Below are 19,344 nucleotides of genomic sequence, written 5' to 3'. Positions count from 1 at the left end.
TCACCCACACCTGGATACACCATGTTCAACCGAACCGAACACACTCTCGAAGCCGTCGATCCCGATTTGCTTCGGGCAATCCAACAGGAAAACCGTCGCCAGGAAGATCACATCGAACTGATCGCATCGGAGAACTACACGTCTCCCGCCGTGATGGCCGCGCAAGGTTCGCAACTGACGAACAAGTATGCCGAGGGCTATCCCGGCAAGCGCTATTACGGTGGCTGCGAGTACGTCGATATCGTCGAGCAGCTTGCGATCGACCGTGTGGAACAGATTTTCGGCGCCGAAGCCGCGAACGTGCAGCCGAACTCGGGCTCGCAGGCCAACCAGGGCGTGTTCTTCGCGATGCTCAAGCCCGGCGATACGATCATGGGCATGAGCCTCGCCGAAGGCGGCCATCTGACGCACGGTTCGCCCGTGAACATGTCGGGAAAATGGTTCAACGTCGTGAGCTACGGGCTTAATGCGGCCGAGGACATCGATTACGAGAAAACCGAAGCGCTGGCCAAGGAGCACAAGCCGAAGCTGATCGTCGCCGGCGCATCCGCGTTCGCGCTGCGCATCGACTTCGAGCGCTTGGCGAAAATCGCCAAATCGGTCGGCGCTTATTTGATGGTCGACATGGCGCACTATGCGGGGCTGATCGCTGCCGGCCTATACCCGAACCCCGTGCCGCATGCGGATTTCGTGACGACCACGACGCACAAGAGCCTGCGCGGCCCGCGCGGCGGCGTCATCCTGATGAAGGCCGAGTACGAGAAGCAAATCAATTCTGCGATTTTCCCGGGCATTCAGGGTGGCCCGCTGATGCACGTGATTGCGGCGAAGGCGGTGGCGTTCAAGGAAGCGCTCTCGCCCGAGTTCAAGGCATACCAGCAGCAAGTGATCGATAACGCGCGCGTGCTGGCCGAAACGCTGGTCAAGCGCGGCCTGCGCATCGTTTCGGGCCGTACCGAAAGCCACGTGATGCTCGTGGATCTGCGCGCCAAGAACATCACCGGCAAGGCCGCGGAAGCCGTGCTCGGCGCAGCTCATATCACCGTCAACAAGAACGCGATTCCGAACGATCCGGAAAAGCCGTTCGTGACGAGCGGTATCCGCCTAGGCTCGCCCGCGATGACGACGCGCGGCTTCGGCACGAAGGAAGCCGAGCAGGTGGGCAACCTGATCGCCGACGTGCTCGAGCACCCGGAAGATGCTGCGACGATCGAGCGCGTGCGTGGCCAGGCGGCCGAGCTGACGAAGCGTTTCCCGGTGTACCGCTGAACGCGTGCGATCCCGGGCGGCAGTCGTCCCGGTCGCGAGACGAACAGATTTTTCGAGTTTCAAGTTCGAATTGTGTAGCAGGTAGTTAAAAGAGCAGCACGCAATCGTCGAGAGACGTTAATTAGCACTCCGAAGCAAATAGAAAGCTGACGAGGTTTGGGACCAACGTATACCGGGGAAGCTCCGGCAACTTTTAGGGAACTGCAATGAAAGCGAAATATTTGGGCGCACTTGTCGCAGTTGGGATGATCTGCGGCAGCTCGCAGGCGAATGCCGCCGGTTGCGGGAGCATGACGATCGCCAGCATGAACTGGCAGAGCGCCGAGCTCGAATCGGCCGTCGACAAGATCATTCTCAGCGAGGGCTATGACTGTCAGGTGAACACCGTGGTGGGCGACACCGTTCCCACGATCACCTCGATGGTGAACAAGGGCAAGCCCGATGTCGTTTCGGAAGGGGCTATCGATCTGCTGCCGACGATCGTCAAGCAGGGGATCGACGACAAGAAGGTCGTCATGGGCGCGAAGACGATTCAGGAGGGCGCCGTCATGGGCTTCTTCATCCCCAAATACGTTGCGGATGCGCACCCCGAGATCAAGACGTTCCAAGATGCCTTGAAGCATCCAGAAATCTTCAAGGACCCGGAAGATCCGAGCAAGGGTGCGATCTACAACGGCCCGCAGGGTTGGGGCATGACGGTCAACGCCGCGCAACTCTATAAGGCGTACAACGCATCCCAAGCCGGGTTCAAGCTGATCGACACGGGTTCGGCCGCGGGTTTGGACGGTTCGATCGCCAAGGCGTACGAGCACAAGCAGCCGTGGCTCGGCATCTATTGGTCGCCCACGTCCTTGCTTGGCAAATACAAAATGGTGCGGCTGGACGTGAACACGCCGGTCAATCAGGCTGAATGGAAGCGGTGCACGACGGTGGCGAACTGCCCGGATCCGAAGCCGACGGGATGGCCCGTGGGTCGCTTGTACACGCTCATGTCCAAGTCGTTCGCGGCCAGCGCGAGCCCGGACGTCCTAAAGTACCTGGATACGCGGACGTTCACGACGGCAGAACTCGAAAAGGTCATGTTGTGGATGACCGATAACCAGGCTACCGGCGAAGACGGCGCGAAACGCTTCCTCAAGGAAGACGAAGCGGTTTGGACGAAGTGGGTGACGCCGGCCGCAGCCGCAAAGATCAAGGCGTCGCTGTAAGGCGCTGCGTTTCCTTTGCAACTTTTGCGATGAGGGCGGTCATGGACGGCGTGAAGGGCTATCGCAGACTCATACCCTCGCTGACCGCGCTCGTCGAATTCGAAGCGGTGGCCCGGCTCCGAAGTTTTACGAACGCGGCGCGAGAGCTGGGCGTGACGCAGGCGGCCGTCAGCCGCCAGATACGGCTGCTCGAAGACTTGCTCGGGGTGCGTCTGTTGGACCGCTTGCATCGCAAAACCACGCTGACGGCCGAGGGCGACGCGTTGTACGCGGTCGTTTCGCAAGCGCTCGGGAAAATCGCAGGTGTATTCGACCGGCTGTCGACTACCGGAATCGACGATGAGGAGGTCGTCCTCGCGGCCACCGCGGCGTTCTCGAATTTCCGGCTCATGCCGGGCCTCGCGCGGCTCAAGCGGGTTCTGCCGAATCTGCGCGTGCGACTGACTACGACGATGTTCACGGGAGACCTTCGCCACACCGAAGTCGACGTCGAGTTCCGCTATGGCAATGGGAAGTGGGCCGACGGAACGTCGCAGCGATTATTCGACGAACGGGTGTTTCCTGTCTGTTCTCCCGCGTGGAAAGACGAACACGGAGAGCCCGGGTCGCTGGCAGAGCTGGCGAACATGACGCTCATTGCGGATGACCCGACCTCGGAAGGCTGGCTGACGTGGGAGGAATGGTTTCGTGCCGTCGGTGCCCCACCGGTCAAACTTAAGTATGGCGTTCGCACCTCGCTCTACAGCGATGCGGTTCAAGCTGCGCGGCTGGGGCAGGGCGTGGTGCTCGGGTGGGGAAGATTGCTTCAGGAGCATCTCGCCTCCGGGGAACTCGTTCCGCTGACCAACGCGGTGCTGCCGTTGAGTGACGCCTATTACGTTGTCGTGCCGCACGGCAAGGCGATGTCGCCTACAGTGCAAACGCTGGTTGAGCTGCTGCGTAGCGCCGACGAGGCCGCTTGATCCGAAGCGCGGCGATTTGCAAATGCCACGGGCGAGCACCGATCGATCCTCGATTCGATGAAGTCGGAGGCTCGCTCTCAGGTGTTGGTTGCTGTTTGCAATAACAATTAGTAGTCCTAGGTAGATAATTTCGGAGATCCAACGATGAAGCGAATAATTACGGCTGCTGTTCTGGCCACGCTCGGCGCGTCCGCCTATGCTCAAAACTCCGTCACGCTTTATGGCGTGATCGACGAGGGTTTCAATTTCACCAACAACGTGGGCGGGAAAAAAGTCTACGAGATGGCTGACGGCTTCGTTCAGGGCAGCCGCTGGGGGCTGAAGGGTAGCGAGGATCTCGGCGGCGGGCTGAAGGCGGTCTTCCAGTTGGAAAACGGCTTCAACCTGAATAACGGTGCACTGCGTCAAGGCAGCCGCGAGTTTGGTCGCCAAGCCTACGTGGGCCTTGCCAGCGACAAGTTCGGCACGGTCACGCTGGGCCGCCAGTACGACAGCATGGTCGACTATGTCGCGCAGACGACGGCCAACGGCAACTGGGCCGGCTACCTGTTCTCGCATCCGTACGACAACGACAATACGGACAATTCGTTCCGGGTCGACAACACGGTGAAGTATGCGAGCCCGAGCTTCGCGGGCCTCCAATTCGGCGGCACGTATAGCTTCAGCAACGCGACGAACTTCGCAGCGAACCGCCAGTACAGCTTCGGTGGCCAATATGCGAACGGCGGACTGCTGGTGGCGGCAGCCTACTTGCAGGCGAACAACCCGGGCGCGGGGTCGGGCGGTGCGATCAGCAGCACGGGCGACTCGAATTTCCCGGCGGCACTGCTGCGCATCCTCGGTGCCGGTGTGAACTACACGTTCGGCCCGGCGACGGTGGGTTTTGCCTACACGAACAGCTACATGAAGCAGCCGACCGGCACGGAATACGTGAGCGGCTCGATCCTGCCGGCAGTGGGCACGCTGTCGAGCTTGCGTTTCCAAAACTTCGAGCTGAACGGCAAGTATCAGATTTCGCCAGCACTGTTCGTCGGGGCGATGTACACGTACACGCGCGCGAGCTTCAACGCGACGAGCGGCAGCGCGCATCCGAACTATCAGCAGGTCGGGTTGATGGCGGACTACAACTTGTCCAAGCGCACGGACGTTTATGTTCAAGGCGGGTATCAGCATGTCGGCGGCGGCAAGACGGGTACCGCGCTTGATCTGGCCTATGTTCCGGGTGCGGACGACGCGTCGTCGAACCGCAGCCAGCTCGTTACGCGTGTGGCCCTCCGTCACAAGTTCTAAGCATTGGCCGCCTGATCGACTCGGGGTTGCATAGGCACCCTCGCCGGTCGATTGTTCCCGCTTCCCTTATGCATGCGTGGTTGGGGAAGCGGGTTCGTCGCTGCAGGCAACCCATAAGCCAAAGTAATACTTTCTGGAAAATAAAGCGCATTGACGCCGCTTTGGGGTGATCGAATACTCACGATCACGCGGGAACCTTCGAATTCCCGACTCCCTATCAACGTTGGAGAAAGACGATGTCAGAAGTTCAGTTGAAGACCCTAGGTGAGCTTGTCGAGAGCCGGGAGCCGGGATGCGGTCTGCCCGGAGAAGTCTTCATCCGGCCGGACATCTTCGAGACCGACGTGGATATCTTTTTCTATAAGCACTGGATCATGGTCGGGGTGACGGCCGATGTTCCGGAGGCGGGCGATATCTCCGTGGTCGATGTCGGCCGCGCGTCGGTCATCATCGTGCGCGACGACGACGAGCGGATTCGCGCATACCGCAACGTGTGCCGCCACCGCGGCGCTCGCTTGAAGGAAGTGGGAAAATCGACGGTCGGCATGATCGTATGCCCGTATCACCAGTGGACGTACGACCTTGACGGCAGCTTGCATCACACCAAGCACATGGGCAAGGATTTCGATGCGACCTGCCGCAATTTGCGGCCGGTGCATCTGAAAGTGGTCGGGACGCACGTGTTCGTGTGCTTCGCCGACGAACCCCCTGCCGACATTGCGAAGCTCGAAGAAACCATGGCGCCGCGCTTCGCCCCGTACGATCTGCAGAACACGAAAATTGCGTTCGAATCCGAGATTGTCGAAAACGGCAATTGGAAGCTCGTGATGGAGAACAACCGCGAGTGCTACCACTGCGAAGCGGGACATCCGGAACTGACGCTGTCGTTCCTGCCGGAATCGACGGGTGCCAGCGCGGACGACATGGATGAGGCGGGACGGCAAGCACTCGACGCCTACAACAAGCTCAACGCCGACAGCCAGGAAAACTGGGAAAGGGAGGGCTACATCTGCTCGGCGGTCGAGGAGCTCAGCGGCGACGTCGCTACCCATTTCCGGACCCAGCGTCTTGTCATCGCGACTCACGGCGAGTCGCAAACGATGGATACCAAGGTCGCGTGCAAGAAATTGCTGGGCAACCTTACGCGCCGCGACCTGGGCGACACGCACATGTGGTCGCATAACTCGTGGTGTCACGTGATGAGCGACCACGCAATGATCACGTACATCGTGCCGCTCACGCCGGAGACGACACTCGTGCGCACGAAGTGGCTCGTGCATCCGGATGCGGTCGAGGGTGTCGATTACGACGTTCAAAAGCTGACCGAAGTCTGGGTCGCAACGAACGCTCAGGATGCGAGCCTTGTCGCCATCAATCATCGTGGCGCACAAGATCCAGGCTACATCCCGGGGCCGTATTCTCCGACCACCGAGACTTACGTCGTTCAGTGGGTCGACTGGTATGCCGGACGCTTGAAAGCACACGGTATCTAAGTCGATAGCCGCTTCGATAAGAACGCCGAAGCCGCCGTGATGCATGGGGATGCACGCGGCGGTTTTTTTTCATCCATTCAACCGCACGCTCGCGACCGAAGTATCGCCACTGCGAAGAGACCATGAACGCCATTAAGAACCTGCCTATTGCACGAAAGATAGCCGTCGCATTCGCAAGTGTGATCGTCGCCTTTGCGGTCAGCGCAGGCGTCTGCATTTCGAGCATGCGGACGATCGAGCAGAAGCAAAAAGGAATCGCGGCATCGGAAGAGGTGCAGCTGTTGCTGAAGGACGGGACTTCGGATTACCTCCACATTGTCTGGTCCGTGCTGGCCAACAATTTGGACGGCAAGGAAGTCCACACGGATTGGATTGCCAAGCACGGCGGCGACTTCCGGTCGCGATTGTCGACCTTGCAGTCGATCGACGGCACGGCCGACGGCGCGGCGCTGGCCGGCGACGCGAAGCAGCAATACGACGCGTGGTTTCGAACGGTGGTGGCGCAGCTCGTGGATACGCGAAAGAAAGTGGACGCGTTCTCGGTCAACATGAGCGATTTGTCCGCCATCACAGAACGAACCGGGCCGTACCTCGGAACGGAGAAGCTGACCGCGGCGATCGACAAGCTGGACACTTACGAACGAAGCAGACTCGTCGCTGCCCAGCAGGAAGTCGATTCGCTGCGCACGCGGATGTACGCGGCCATCGTGACGTCGTCCGTGCTCGCTGCGTTGGCTGCGATTCTCGCTGGAACCTGGCTCGCTCGCATCGTCTCGCGCCCGCTGAGGCAAGCCGTGACGCTCGCAACGCGCGTTTCCGAGGGCGATTTGACGACGCGCATCGAAGCATCGTCCGCCGACGAAACGGGGCAGTTGATGCAGAGCCTGAAGGCCATGAACGCAAGCCTGTCGAATCTCGTCGGGCAGGTGAGGGTGGGCACCGACAGCATCGCCACCGCATCGAGCGAGATCGCCGCCGGCAATTCCGATCTCTCGTCCCGCACGGAACAGCAGGCAAGCTCGCTCGAAGAAACCGCGGCCAGCATGACCGAGCTGACGGAGACCGTGAAACAGACGACCGACAACGCGCGGCACGCCAATACGCTCGCCACGCGTGCATCCGGTATGGCCGACGCCGGGAACGACGCGGTATCGGGCATGGTGCGGACCATCGGCGAGATCAGCGGCAGTTCGCACCAGATCTCCGAAATCACGGGCGTGATCGAAAGCATCGCGTTCCAAACCAATATCCTCGCGTTGAATGCTGCCGTCGAAGCCGCTCGCGCGGGGGAACAAGGGCGCGGATTCGCCGTGGTGGCAAGCGAGGTGCGCGCTCTCGCGCAGCGTTCGGCCACGGCCGCGAAGGAAATCAAGGAACTGATCGGCTCATCGGTTGCGATGATCCAGGGCGGCGCGAAGCAGGCGGCGGAGGTGGGCGAAACGATGGAGCAGGTGAAGCTCGCGATCAAGCAGGTGTCCGATCTTGTCGCGGAAATCGCAGCAGCATCCGAAGAACAGGGCCGAGGCATCGTGCAAGTCAATCTCGCCGTCAATCAGATGGATAAGGTCACGCAACAGAATGCGGCGCTCGTCGAGCAGGCCGCGGCGGCGGCGCAATCGCTCGAAGAGCAAGCCTCCAAGCTGAAAGGCGCGGTGGCGGTGTTCAAGCTCGCGGGTACGGCGATTGCCTCAATCTAGGTAAAAACGATCATAGTAATCGCATTGCGATTACTATGATTTGCATCCGATTTCTTTGCTCCTATGCTTGGTTCAACGGACGGGGCGGCCACTTTGACTAGGCCGTGAATCCCGCGCAACCAAGCGAGGAGCGGGAATGGATGATGGCGCGACATTGATCGGCCGCCTGCAAGCTGAACTCGGAGCGGATGCGGTCGTCACGCAAGCTTCGGAGATGACGGGCTTCGTCGAGGACTTTCGCGGCCGCTACAAGGCGGATGCCCTGTGCGTCGTTCAACCCGGTACGACGGAGCAGGTTTCCAAGGTGGTGCGTTTGTGCGCGGCGCACGGCGTCGCCATCGTCCCGCAGGGCGGCAATACTAGTCTCTGCGGAGGCGCCGTGCCAGCAGCCGAACGCCAAGCACCGGTGATCGTCAGCCTTTCACGCATGAAGGGCATCCGCCATCTCGACGCCGTCAACGGATCGATCGAAGTCGAAGCAGGCTGCGTGCTGCAAACGGTCCATGACGCCGCCGCCGCCGTGGGCCGTCTGTATCCCGTCAGTCTCGGCGCCGAAGGCTCCTGCCAAATCGGCGGCACGTTGTCGACCAATGCCGGCGGCACGAATGTGCTGCGCTACGGCAACACGCGCGACAACGTCCTAGGCTTGGAAGTGGTGCTGGCCGACGGCTCGATCTGGAATGGCCTGAAAGCCCTCCGCAAGAACAATACGGGTCTCGATCTCAAGCAGCTTTTCATCGGCGCGGAAGGCACGCTCGGCATCATCACGGCGGCCACGCTCAAGCTGCATCCGCTGCCGACGCATCATGCGCTCGCCTGGTTCGCACCGGCAAACCCTGAGGCGGCCTTGCACGTGCTGGGCATGTTCCAGGCCGCGTGCGGATCGACTCTGACCGCATACGAGGTGATGAATCGCCGTCAACTCGACCTCGTCATCGAACATGTGCCGGGCCACCGCGATCCACTCGAGGCGGAGCACGAGTGGCATGTGCTCGTCGAACTCTCCGATGCGCGCGATGCGGACACGATCGAAGCCGCGTTGGAGCAGACGCTTGCCGAAGCGGCCGACGAAGGCTTTCTCGTCGATGCCGTGCTGGCCAATAGCGAGGCGCAACGAGCCAGCCTTTGGGCGATCCGTCACAGCGTCACGGAAGCCAACAAGAAAACCGGCGTCGGCTTGACGACCGATTGCGCGGTGCCCGTTTCGTCGGTGCCGGCGTTCATCGAGCAAGCGACGCGCGCGGTGCACGACATCGTGCCGGGGCTCGACATCGTGATCGTCGGGCATATGGGCGACGGCAACGTGCACTTCATTCCGATGTTCTCGTTCGATGCATGGCGTGCGTTGCCGAATGCCGCCGGACTCTCGGCACGCGTCAAGCGCAGCGTCAACGACGTGGCCCATCGCCTGGGCGGCACGTTCAGCGCGGAGCATGGCGTCGGCCAAAGCGGCTTGCCCGAGATGGCGCATTACAAGTCCTTTGAGGAGTTGGCGATGATGCGCGCCATCAAGCTCGCGCTGGATCCTCACGATCTTTTCAATCCGGGGCGTCTTTTTCCTTGATCCTAGAAGTGGGAGACCGATGATGAAGCAGAAACAACCCGCAACTGACCTGATTCAGCAGCCAAGCCGCCGCACCGTCATCAAGACGGTCGCCGCGGGGGCGGTTGCCGTGGCTTTTCCGTTCGTCTGGACTCCATCGTGCGCCCAGAATAAGCGGATCGTCGTGCGCGACGACGGCGGCATCTATACCAAGGCCTATAACGCCGTCTACTACCAGCCCTTCACGAAGGCGACGGGCATCGAAGTCGTCGGCGTCCAGGCGAACGCCGAGCCGACCGCGCAGATCAAGAGCATGGTCGATGCCGGAACGTACACGTGGGACATGGCGAAGATCAGCCAGCCGGCGATCCTGCTGCTGACCACCGGGGGCAAGGAGTATCTGGAGCGGCACGGCCTCGAGTCGGATCCCACGATCGCGAAGATCCCGCCTCAATACATGTCGCCGTTCGGCGTCGGCACGAACGTCTACTCGACCGTGCTCGCCTACCGGACCGATGCGTTCAAGGGCCGCAAGGCGCCGGAATCGTGGGCCGATCTCTGGAACGTCAAAGATTTTCCGGGGCGGCGCTCGATGCGCAAGTATCCGTTCGACACGATCGAGGAATCGCTGATGGCGGACGGCGTGCCGACGGCCCAGGTCTATCCGTGCAATTTCGATCGCGCCTTCAAGAGCCTTGCGAAGATTTCGAAGCACGTCGACGTCTGGTGGACGACGGGCGCGCAAGTGGAGCAGATGCTCGGCTCCGGCGAAGTCGACATGGTCGCCACCTGGGTCTCGCGCGCGCAGTCGGCCATGGCCAATGGGGCGCCGGTGGCGATCTCGTGGCATCAGAACATCTACGGCGTCGACAACTGGTCGATTCTGAAAGGCACGCCCAACGCGAACGCCTGCCGCGAATTCATCAAGTTCGCGAGCGATCCGAAACGCCAGGCGCAACTCGTGGAATTCTTCCCGGCCGGCATGACGCAGCCCGAGGCATTCAACTTCGTCAAGCCCAACGTCGCGAAGAACTGCCCCACGTTCCCCGAGAACATCAAGACGGGGCTGCACATCGACGCGAAGTACTGGCAGCAGAACCAGAGCGTGGCGCTCGAGCGATTCAATCAGTGGATTCTGACCTGAGTCCTGTTCGTTGTTTTCCGCTCTCGATTAACGGATGTCGATTCCCATGCCTGCCTCGAATCTTCAGATATCCCGGCTCAGCAAGCGCTACGGCGATTTCGTCGCGCTGGCCCCGACCGATCTCGACGTCGCGCAAGGCGAGTTCCTCACGCTGCTCGGGCCGAGCGGCTCGGGCAAGACGACGCTGCTGAGCCTCATCGCGGGGCTTGCGCAGCCCGACGACGGCCACATTCGGATCAACGGCACCGATGTCACCTATGGCGCGCCCTACGAGCGCGACATTGGGATGGTGTTCCAGAACTATGCGTTGTTCCCGCATATGACGGTGGCCGAGAACATCGCGTTCCCGCTGCAGATGCGCAAGATCGATGGGAAGTCCGCGCGCGAGCGCGTCATGCAGGCCCTGGAGATGGTGCATTTGCCCCATGTCGCCGAACGCTATCCGCGTGAACTCTCGGGCGGTCAGCAGCAGCGGATTGCGCTGGCGCGCTGCATGGTCTATCGGCCCTCGATCATTTTGATGGACGAGCCGCTCGGGGCGCTCGACAAGAAGCTGCGCGATCACATGCAGCTCGAAATCAAGCGCATTCACCGCGAACTGGGCACGACGATCGTCTATGTGACGCACGATCAGGAAGAGGCGATGACGATGTCGGACCGCATCTGCCTCATGAATGCCGGCGCGATTGCGCAGCTGGGCACGCCCGCCGATCTTTATTTCCGGCCGAAGAGCGTGTTCGTAGCGGACTTCCTCGGCGAGTCGAATTTGCTCGACGCGACGGTTACCGGGCGAGAAGGCGATCAGGTGCGCGTGAGCGTTCGAGGTAGCGATGCCGGGCAAGCGATGGTGTACGACTCGGCCATCAAAGTGGGCACCGCGGTCAAGCTCATGTTGCGGCCGCAGAATCTCAGCGTTCTCGAGAACGACCGCGATGGAGTTGGCGCGAATGGGGCGAATGGCGCGGGACCGGCGCAATTGTCCGCGCAGTTGTCCGATATCGTGGTCACGGGCGGGATGACGAAGCTCTATCTGCAGCCGCTGATACCGGAAGGTTCTCCCCTCGTCGCCGCATTTCCGACGAACCGCTTCGGGGCCCAGTACGAAATCGGGCAACCGCTCGGCATTTCGTGGCAGCCGGCCGACGCGGTCGCCATCGCGGGGTAACGAACGATGAAGCTCACCGCCTTGACCGCGCATGCGGAGCCGGCCGCGCGCGAGCGATCGCGCCCCGCGCGTTGGCGCAAATGGGGTAAGCCGGTCGCGATGTCGGCGCCGCTCGTCACGCTGCTGCTCGTCATGCTCGTTTATCCCGTCGGCCAGCTCTTGCTGCTGAGCTTTCATGACCGGACCGGGCTGACGCTGAACGAATACCGGCGGCTCTTCGCGTCGCCGGTCTACGTCGACGTGCTGCTGATCACGCTGAAGATATCGCTGTTGACGACGCTCTTCTCGGTCCTGATCGGCTACCCGGTCGCTTATCTGATTTCGACGCTTGGCGGCGCGCGGAAGAACCGGCTGCTGTTCTGGGTACTGCTGTCGTTCTGGACCAGCTTTCTGGTGCGCACGTTCGCCTGGGTCGTGCTGCTCGGGCACAACGGCGTCATCAACTGGGCATTGATGAAGCTCGGGATCATTCATGAACCGCTAAATCTGCTCTATAGCCTAGGGGCCGTCATCGTCGGCATGGTCCACGCGCTGATGCCGCTCGCCATCCTGACTATGCTGTCGGTCATGGAGAACGTCGATCGCCGTCTGACGAGCGCCGCGGCCACATTGGGCGCGCGTCCCGGCACGGTTTTCTGGAAGGTGTATTTCCCGCTGTCGCTGCCCGGCGTGTCCGCCGGCGCGTTGATGGTATTCGTCACTGCGATCGGATTCTTCATCACACCGGCGCTGCTGGGCGGGCGCCACGAAACGATGATCACGCAGCTGATCATCGATCAGGTCATGCAGGCACTCAACTGGGGCTTCGCCGGTGCGATTTCCCTGTTGCTGCTCGTCGTCGTGCTGTGCGTCTTCCTGATCTACGACAGGATGGTGGGCTTATCGACCATGACAGGGAGTGGGGCTTCGCATGGGCCGCGGCAAGGACGAGGCGCGCTGCGCAAGGCCGGCGGCGCGGTGCTCGCCGGATTGGGTCACGCGACGGATTTCGTCCTTGCGTCTTTGCCGAAGCGTAGCAAGCGGACCGCATCCGGCGAGGCAAGTCTGTCGCTTCGGATCGTCGTCGCGATCGTACTGGTCTTCTTGAGCGCGCCGGCGTTCCTGATGATTCCGCTGTCGTTCGATTCAGCCTCCGGTCTCGCCTGGCCGCCGCACGGTGTGTCGCTGCAGTGGTATCACCAGGTCGTCCAATCGCCGCTGTGGATGGATGCGGTGACGCGCTCGATGCTCGTGGGTGTCGGCACCGCGACGCTATCGATGCTGATCGGCACGCCCGTGGCATTCCTGCTCGTGCGCGGCGGCTTGCGCGGCACCGGTTCGATGCTCGCGTTCGTGCTCGCGCCCATCGTCGTGCCTCGCATGATCCTGGCCGTAGGCGATTTCTACTTCTTCGCGAAAGTCGGCCTCGTCGGTTCGTCGGTCGGGCTTATGCTCGGGCATACGGTCGTCGCGGTGCCCTATGTCGTCATCACGATGATGGCCGTGCTGCGAAACTACGACACGCGTCTCGATCTTGCGGCCTACAGCTTGGGCGCCCGCCCGCTGGCGACGCTGCGCCGAGTCACGTTTCCGATCTTGAGCGCGGGCCTGCTGTCGTCGTTCTTGTTCGCCTTCGCCACGTCGTTCGACGAACTGACGATCGCGTTGTTCGCATCGGGCGGGTTGAGCACGACCTTGCCGAAGCAGTTCTGGGACGAGATCACGATGGAGATCTCGCCGGTCATCGCTGCGGTGTCGACCTGCATCTTCGTTTTCGTCGCCGTGCTCATCACCGTGGCCGACCGCCTGCGCCGCCGCAGCCTCGCTTCCTAAACTTTCAATCCTTTACTCGAGAGATCTTCGATGCTTTCAGCTCACCCACTTCGCGGCATCTTGCCGGCGATTCCGACACCGGTGAACAGCGATGACTCCATCAACGTCGAAGCGGCGCGGGCGTTGACGCGCTATGTGCTCGAACGCGGCGTCGACGGCATCGTGCCGCTCGGCGGGACGGGCGAATACGGCGCGCTGTCGCGCGCCGAACGCGTTCGCATGGCCGAGGCAACGGCGCGCGAGGCGCAAGGCCGGATTCCCGTCATCGCCGGGGTGCTCGATCCGGGCTATCACGATGCCATGCAGGCCGGCCGCGATTTCGCCGCCGCGGGCGTGGACGGCTTGCTTGTGCTGACGCCTTACTACACGAATCCGACGCAAGGCGGGATTCGCGATTACTACATGCGTTACGCGGACGAATCGCCGGTTCCGATCCTGATCTACGAAATTCCCTACCGCACGCGCATCGCGATTGCCCCCGAGGTGCTCCACGAGCTATCGCGGCACGAGCGCATCGTCGGCATGAAGGCGTGCAATACGGACATGTGGCACTTCCTGCGCACCGTCGCAGGCGTGGACGAGTCGTTCGCAGTCCTAAGCGGCGAAGACTCGCTGTTCCCGCTGCATGTGGCGGCGGGCGCGCGCGGCGGCATCGTCGTGACGGCGACGCTGCTGCCTACGGCTTGGAAGACGATCTACGAGCTCGCGGCGGCGGGGAAGACGCAGGAGGCGCTCGCCGTCCATCGAACGCTGATCCCGCTCATGAACTTGGCGTTCGCCGAGACGAATCCGGGGCCGATGAAGTCGGTGTTGGATTTGATCGGCGTGCATGCGCCGGCCATGCTGGCGCCGCTCGTGGAGGCCGCGCCTGAATTGGCGGCGGGCATGCGAGCGGAGCTCGAAAAGCAACTCGCGATATTTGAGCGGGCGCGTTGAGAGGGTTCGCCGAGGGCGGTTGCCGAATGCTCACCGCCGCGAGGTTGGCAAGCGTGCCTTGGAAATGGAAGTAGCGGCAACCTGAACGTGTTGCGCGAGTTCCGCTTCGACACGCTCGACCGACCAGCGTGAAGTGGGCACGGCGATATTGATTGCGGCGACGGGTGTGCCTTGATGATCGGTAATCGGCGCGGCGACCGAGATGTCGCCAAGCACCGTTTCGTTTTCGATGACGGCATAGCCGCGGCGCGCGACGAGGCGAATGCGCTCGAGCAGTTTGTCGGCGTGGATCTCGGTGAAGGGCGTCATCGGTTCGAGCCGCGTTTGAGACAGCACTTCCTTGATGCGCTGCTCGGGCATTCGGGAAAGGACCGCGATGCCCGCGGCCGTAAACATCGCAGGCAGGCGTGCACCGACGACGATGTCGATATTGACGAGATGCCGCCCCGGAAAACGCGCGACGAACACCATGTCGGTGCCGTCGAGTTCGAGCAGATTCGTTGTTTCGCCAAGATGGCGGCTGATCTCGAGCAGATACGGCGAGGCTTTATCGATGAGTTCGTTCGCGCGGATGTAGTTGTACGAGAACTGCAGCAGCCTCGTGGTCAGGCCGTAGTTGCGCGTATCGGCGATGCGCGCGAGATAGCCGAGTTCTTCCAGCGTATGAACGATGCGCTGGGTGGCGCTGCGGTCGAGCCCAGCCGCGCGCGCGATATCGCCAAGGGTCATGTGCCGGTTCGGCCCATCGAACGCATGCAACACGCGAAAGGTTTTTTCCGTCGAGCCGATGAAGAGCGACGAACGAGCCGGCGCCTGATCGCTCGGCGGCGTCTGGGGGGAACCTGCTGGAAGGTGGGGCATGGCGTTATGAATTATCGAAATGCGACTGCTTTAATTGTAGTGCAATTAAAAATGCTTTGGGTCGGGCGTGTCCGGATTCCAGCGCGCTAGAACTCGATTTGGAGAATGAGCCATGCTTTCCTGCGTCGGCGATTACCGGAAGGCGGCGCAAAGGCGCCTATCCCGCCTCGCGTTCGACTATCTCGAGGGCGGAGCGGAGGATGGCGACGCATTGCGGCGCAATCGCGACGCCTATGGCGAATGGCTTTTTCGTCCGCGCGTGCTGACCGACGTTTCGGCTTGCTCGACGGCGACGACGCTTTTCGGTCGTCATGCGGCCGCGCCGATGATCGTCGGGCCGACCGGGTTGAACGCGTTGTTTTGGCCGAAGGCCGACGTTGTGTTGGCACAGGCCGCCGCGAAAGCGGGATTGCCGTTCGTGCTCTCGACGGCGTCGAATGCGTTGCTCGAAGACGTTCGTGCAGCCGTGCCGGATGGGGATCTATGGCTGCAGCTGTATGTCCAGCAGGATCGCGGCATCGCCGAAGATCTGATGCGGCGCGCTCGCGATGCGGGTTATTCGACTTTGATGCTGACCGTCGATACGCCGGTGCACGGCAATCGCGATCATGACGTGCGCAACGGATTCAAGCTGCCGCTGCGCGTGTCGGGGCGGCTGATCGCCGACTGCGTGCGCCATCCCCGCTGGTCGTGGCAGATGCTTCGGCACGGCTCGCCGCAATTCGTCAACATTGCCAAGAGTGCCGGTCAGCGGCCCGATCTCGAGCGTCATGCGGCGATGCTGAGCCGCCAGATGGACTTGACGCTGGGTTGGGGCGATCTTGCGTGGCTGCGGCGGCATTGGTCCGGAAGGATCGTCGTCAAGGGCATCCAGACGATCGACGACGCGTTGATGGCGAGACACCAGGGCGTCGATGCCATCGTCTTGTCCAATCACGGTGGGCGGCAATTGGCGAGCACGTTTGCGCCGATCGAGATGCTGCCGTCCGTGGTGAAGGCCGTGGGCGATACGCCGACGATCTTCGTCGACGGCGGCGTGCGCCGCGGCTCGGATGTCGCGAAGGCGGTGGCGTTGGGCGCGAGCGGCGTGCTGCTCGGCCGGGCGCCGCTCTATGGCGTCGCTTCGCGAGGGCTGCCGGGTGCGGCGCATGTCTTGGCGATTTTGATCGCGGAGATGCGCACGACCATGCAGCTTCTGGGGTGTCCGCGTGTCGGGCGGCTTGGGCGTGGGTGCTTGGCGCATCGAACGGCCGGCATGCTCGCCGATGCGCCTCGCTCGGCGAGCAGCGCGCCTAGTGCGTCTAGTGCGCCTGGTGCGCCTGGTGCGCCGATCGCCTATATCACACGCTAGTGCGAATAACCGGCGGCCGTTTCGGTCAGGCTCTTGCCTTTGGTTTCGGGAGCAAGCCATTGCGATACCGCCGCGCCGAGCGCCGCGACGCCGGCGGCCACGAGCATCGACGTCGACGTGCCGAGATGGCTCATCGACCAGGGCAGCAGGAACGTGCCGAGGCCGGCTCCGACCCGGCTGACGGCGGCCGCGAATCCTGTCCCTACGCCCCGTACTTCGGTTGGGAAGACTTCGCCCGGATAGATGCCCGTCAGCGTGTTGTACCCGGCGTTGAAAAAGGAGAAGGCGAGGAACAGTGCCAGCACGATCATAGGCGGCGCACTGGGCCACAGACCGATCACGGCCAGGACCACCGTGCACAGCCACTGCGGCGGTACCGTCAGCGCACGGCGTCCGATCTTGTCGATCAGCAGGACCGTGAGGACTACGCCCGCCACGGCGACCGCGGATAGCCCGATACCGCCCGCGAGCCCACCCCCCAAGCCATATTTCTGCAGGACGCTGTCGGCGAACGTGGCGATCGCAAAGTAGGGCGTGACGGCGCAGAACCAGAACAACGACATGAACAGCGTGGCCCGCCAGTACCGGCGGCAGAAGAGGATTTTGATCCCCGCGCAGTCTTCGGTCGATTCGCACTCGACGTCGGCCATGTCCGCGGCGTGCTGCATATACCGTCGGGCGACGGCGCGAGCCTCGTCGGTGCGCTTCTGATTCCACAGCCAGCGAGGCGACTCGGGCAAACCGAGCCGCGCGAAGAACAAGACCACCGCGATGAGCGTGCTGGTCCCTAGGATGAAGCGCCAGCCGAGGTGCGTCGATTCGTTCAGCGCGAAGCCTACGGCAAACGCGATCATGAATCCCACGTACCAGGCCACCAGCGTGACGCCCATGAGCCGGCCGCGAAGCCTGGCCGGCGCGAACTCCGACATCAGCGGCCAGCCGACGGAATATTCCGCGCCGATCGCCACGCCCATCATCAGCCGCACGATGAATAGCTGCATCGGCGACGTGACGAAGAACTGCATGGCCGATGCAATCAAGAACAAACCCATGTCCAACATAAACAGCGGTTTGCGGCCGTATTTGTCGGCGGCCCAGCCTCCCAAAGGGGAGCCGAACAAGATGCCGAACAACGCCGCGGCGGCGATCGCCCCCTCCCAGAAGGTCGATACGCCGAGATCGGCGGTCAGCTTCGCGGAAACCGGGCCTACGATCCCGAGGATGTAGCCGTCGAGAAACATCCCGCCGGTCAAAACGAAGATCATCCTCCTCAGGAAGCGCCGTTTGAACGCGATCGACGTCGGTGCGTCGTCGCCGTTCGGCACGGAGCCTAGGGTCTCATGGTGCGATGGCATGGGTAGCTCCTCCGATGTGACAAGCCTTTCGCGCGCACCCCGACGCCGGAACCCCACGCACTCCGCGTTCGAGCCGAAACGTCGTTGTATTGGAAGAATCGCTGGGGACCAAAGTTTTCGAGTATTGGTGCGCGATGCGGCAGCGGCAATGCGCTTCATTTTCCGCGCGCCATTACATTAGGTTATGCATAAGGCTGAGAATGCCTATGAAAGCGCGCGGCATCTAGTCGAGAAAGTACTTAAGCGACGCTTATGGACAGGTTAAGCATCGCTTACGATCGGGGGGCGCCATACGCGTTCCACTACCTTGGGTCCATCCATGTTTGTTCAGACATCGGCCCGTTGCCTGCGTGGGTAACGGGGAATCGCGATGCGAACCTGAGGGCCCCATGATCCAGACCACGGCTTACGGACAGATATTCAGCGCCGACTCGCCGATCCTCGTCGTCACCCCGCATGCGGGCGCCGCCATCCCCGACGATCTGCTCCGGTTCGAGGCCTGGCGAGACGTCCAAGGACGCGTGGCCGACCCGGCAGGGCTCGCGCTGCAAACGGCCGCGCCGAACTGCGGTGTGTCCTGCGTGTCCGCGCACTTTCACCCTTGCACGATCGACTTCAACGTGCCGACGTCCGATCGGCCGTTGTCGCGCCGCTTGAATCGCAACGGTTTGTGCCGGACTCACACGGCTGCCGGCCATCCGCTGTACGACCCCGGTTGCGAACCCGACGATGCCGAGGTCGAAGCGCGCGTCCAAACGTACTGGCGCCCCTTTCACGAGGCGGTCTCGATGGAGCTTTCGCGCCTGCGAAAGCTTCACGACAATGTGCTGCTGCTCGTTTTCCATGCGAGTTTCTGGTTGTCTCCCTATCGCGATCGATTCGACGCGTCCGATTGCAACGTCGGTACCGCGCGCGGCAAATCCTGCGATCGGCGGCTCGTGTCATGTCTGACCGAGCAGTTCAAGGCCGAAGAGCGTTCGTGGGTCGTCAACGGCAGGATTGCCGATGTGTTTGCCGCCGAGCACTATGGCAGGCCCGAGCGGGGTATACATGCCATGGAGGTCGAAGTTGCCGGGCGCTGGCGGGCCGAACTCGAGCGGCGGCGGCTGCAGGGGGACGCGGGAATGGGACTCGATGCTTCGGCGGCGGCCTTGTTCGGCGCGCTCGAAGCGGCGCTGCGCGACCTGCCGCCCACGGCGGCAGACGCCGGCCTTGCGACAAGGGCCCATGGCAGTGCAGACTAGCGGAGCACGAGCCG

Annotated in this window: 15 protein-coding genes; 13 read left to right on the top strand and 2 right to left on the bottom strand. The window is 62.3% G+C overall.

Annotation, left to right across the window (positions count from 1 at the left end; all coding sequences use genetic code 11):
* The first annotated feature begins 21 nt into the window (after nt 1–21).
* The 11 genes from glyA (at nt 22) to dapA (ending at nt 14,519) form a co-directional block, all read left to right on the top strand.
* The gene (gene glyA / locus DWV00_RS00170) at nt 22–1,269 is read left to right on the top strand and encodes a serine hydroxymethyltransferase (protein WP_115531532.1); all 1,248 of its coding nucleotides are present in this window, start codon (nt 22–24) and stop codon (nt 1,267–1,269) included.
* 206 nt (nt 1,270–1,475) lie between these two features.
* Entirely contained in the window at nt 1,476–2,477 is a 1,002-nt protein-coding gene (locus tag DWV00_RS00165; RefSeq protein WP_115531531.1) for a glycine betaine ABC transporter substrate-binding protein, read from the top strand.
* A 41-nt stretch (nt 2,478–2,518) separates the two neighbouring features.
* Nucleotides 2,519–3,439, top strand: coding sequence for a LysR substrate-binding domain-containing protein (locus tag DWV00_RS00160; protein ID WP_115531530.1), 921 nt, complete (start codon nt 2,519–2,521; stop codon nt 3,437–3,439).
* Nucleotides 3,440–3,583: 144 nt separating this feature from the next.
* A complete protein-coding gene (locus DWV00_RS00155; RefSeq protein ID WP_115531529.1) occupies nt 3,584–4,729 on the top strand; it encodes a porin in 1,146 nt (381 codons plus the stop codon).
* Nucleotides 4,730–4,965: 236 nt separating this feature from the next.
* On the top strand, nt 4,966–6,222 hold the full coding sequence (locus DWV00_RS00150) for an aromatic ring-hydroxylating oxygenase subunit alpha (protein ID WP_115531528.1): 1,257 nt from the start codon (nt 4,966–4,968) through the stop codon (nt 6,220–6,222).
* A gap of 122 nt (nt 6,223–6,344) precedes the next feature.
* The gene (locus DWV00_RS34845) at nt 6,345–7,919 is read left to right on the top strand and encodes a methyl-accepting chemotaxis protein (RefSeq protein WP_115531527.1); all 1,575 of its coding nucleotides are present in this window, start codon (nt 6,345–6,347) and stop codon (nt 7,917–7,919) included.
* Between the two features lie 136 nt (nt 7,920–8,055).
* On the top strand, nt 8,056–9,483 hold the full coding sequence (locus DWV00_RS00140) for an FAD-binding oxidoreductase (RefSeq protein ID WP_115531526.1): 1,428 nt from the start codon (nt 8,056–8,058) through the stop codon (nt 9,481–9,483).
* Between the two features lie 22 nt (nt 9,484–9,505).
* A complete protein-coding gene (locus DWV00_RS00135) occupies nt 9,506–10,606 on the top strand; it encodes an ABC transporter substrate-binding protein (protein ID WP_115532177.1) in 1,101 nt (366 codons plus the stop codon).
* Between the two features lie 46 nt (nt 10,607–10,652).
* Complete coding sequence (locus DWV00_RS00130; RefSeq protein WP_115532176.1) at nt 10,653–11,771, top strand: ABC transporter ATP-binding protein; 1,119 nt, start codon at nt 10,653–10,655, stop codon at nt 11,769–11,771.
* A gap of 6 nt (nt 11,772–11,777) precedes the next feature.
* Nucleotides 11,778–13,583: an ABC transporter permease subunit gene (locus tag DWV00_RS00125; RefSeq protein WP_115531525.1), complete on the top strand. Its 1,806-nt coding sequence runs from the start codon at nt 11,778–11,780 to the stop codon at nt 13,581–13,583.
* 30 nt (nt 13,584–13,613) lie between these two features.
* Nucleotides 13,614–14,519, top strand: a complete 906-nt coding sequence (gene dapA, locus DWV00_RS00120; RefSeq protein ID WP_115531524.1) for a 4-hydroxy-tetrahydrodipicolinate synthase — start codon at nt 13,614–13,616, stop codon at nt 14,517–14,519.
* Between the two features lie 30 nt (nt 14,520–14,549).
* On the opposite strand, the gene DWV00_RS00115 is transcribed toward dapA, so the two are convergent.
* Nucleotides 14,550–15,380, bottom strand: coding sequence for an IclR family transcriptional regulator (locus DWV00_RS00115; protein ID WP_115531523.1), 831 nt, complete (start codon nt 15,378–15,380; stop codon nt 14,550–14,552).
* Nucleotides 15,381–15,492: 112 nt separating this feature from the next.
* Here DWV00_RS00115 and DWV00_RS00110 point away from each other — a divergent pair, with 112 nt between their 5' ends.
* A complete protein-coding gene (locus DWV00_RS00110; protein ID WP_115531522.1) occupies nt 15,493–16,731 on the top strand; it encodes an alpha-hydroxy acid oxidase in 1,239 nt (412 codons plus the stop codon).
* Here DWV00_RS00110 and DWV00_RS00105 read toward each other — a convergent pair.
* Nucleotides 16,728–18,086, bottom strand: coding sequence for an MFS transporter (locus DWV00_RS00105; RefSeq protein ID WP_115531521.1), 1,359 nt, complete (start codon nt 18,084–18,086; stop codon nt 16,728–16,730). The two genes, DWV00_RS00110 and DWV00_RS00105, sit on opposite strands and share 4 nt — an antisense overlap.
* A gap of 389 nt (nt 18,087–18,475) precedes the next feature.
* Here DWV00_RS00105 and DWV00_RS00100 point away from each other — a divergent pair, with 389 nt between their 5' ends.
* Nucleotides 18,476–19,330, top strand: a complete 855-nt coding sequence (locus tag DWV00_RS00100) for an N-formylglutamate amidohydrolase (protein WP_115531520.1) — start codon at nt 18,476–18,478, stop codon at nt 19,328–19,330.
* Nucleotides 19,331–19,344: the final 14 nt, after the last annotated feature.

It is taken from the genome of Trinickia dinghuensis (assembly GCF_003367175.1).
GTDB classification, from domain to species: domain Bacteria; phylum Pseudomonadota; class Gammaproteobacteria; order Burkholderiales; family Burkholderiaceae; genus Trinickia; species Trinickia dinghuensis.
Note: the sequence above shows the minus strand (reverse complement) of the source record. Positions and strands in the feature narration are given on the sequence as shown.

Bases quoted from the DNA above. Each gene is read 5' to 3' on its own strand.
- DWV00_RS00115 (WP_115531523.1), bottom strand. From the start codon at position 15,380: ATGCCCCACCTTCCAGCAGGTTCCCCCCAGACGCCGCCGAGCGATCAG.
- glyA (WP_115531532.1), top strand. From the start codon at position 22: ATGTTCAACCGAACCGAACACACTCTCGAAGCCGTCGATCCCGATTTG.
- dapA (WP_115531524.1), top strand. From the start codon at position 13,614: ATGCTTTCAGCTCACCCACTTCGCGGCATCTTGCCGGCGATTCCGACA.
- DWV00_RS00160 (WP_115531530.1), top strand. From the start codon at position 2,519: ATGGACGGCGTGAAGGGCTATCGCAGACTCATACCCTCGCTGACCGCG.
- DWV00_RS00140 (WP_115531526.1), top strand. From the start codon at position 8,056: ATGGATGATGGCGCGACATTGATCGGCCGCCTGCAAGCTGAACTCGGA.
- DWV00_RS00100 (WP_115531520.1), top strand. From the start codon at position 18,476: ATGATCCAGACCACGGCTTACGGACAGATATTCAGCGCCGACTCGCCG.
- DWV00_RS34845 (WP_115531527.1), top strand. From the start codon at position 6,345: ATGAACGCCATTAAGAACCTGCCTATTGCACGAAAGATAGCCGTCGCA.
- DWV00_RS00165 (WP_115531531.1), top strand. From the start codon at position 1,476: ATGAAAGCGAAATATTTGGGCGCACTTGTCGCAGTTGGGATGATCTGC.
- DWV00_RS00125 (WP_115531525.1), top strand. From the start codon at position 11,778: ATGAAGCTCACCGCCTTGACCGCGCATGCGGAGCCGGCCGCGCGCGAG.
- DWV00_RS00155 (WP_115531529.1), top strand. From the start codon at position 3,584: ATGAAGCGAATAATTACGGCTGCTGTTCTGGCCACGCTCGGCGCGTCC.
- DWV00_RS00150 (WP_115531528.1), top strand. From the start codon at position 4,966: ATGTCAGAAGTTCAGTTGAAGACCCTAGGTGAGCTTGTCGAGAGCCGG.
- DWV00_RS00110 (WP_115531522.1), top strand. From the start codon at position 15,493: ATGCTTTCCTGCGTCGGCGATTACCGGAAGGCGGCGCAAAGGCGCCTA.
- DWV00_RS00130 (WP_115532176.1), top strand. From the start codon at position 10,653: ATGCCTGCCTCGAATCTTCAGATATCCCGGCTCAGCAAGCGCTACGGC.
- DWV00_RS00105 (WP_115531521.1), bottom strand. From the start codon at position 18,086: ATGCCATCGCACCATGAGACCCTAGGCTCCGTGCCGAACGGCGACGAC.
- DWV00_RS00135 (WP_115532177.1), top strand. From the start codon at position 9,506: ATGAAGCAGAAACAACCCGCAACTGACCTGATTCAGCAGCCAAGCCGC.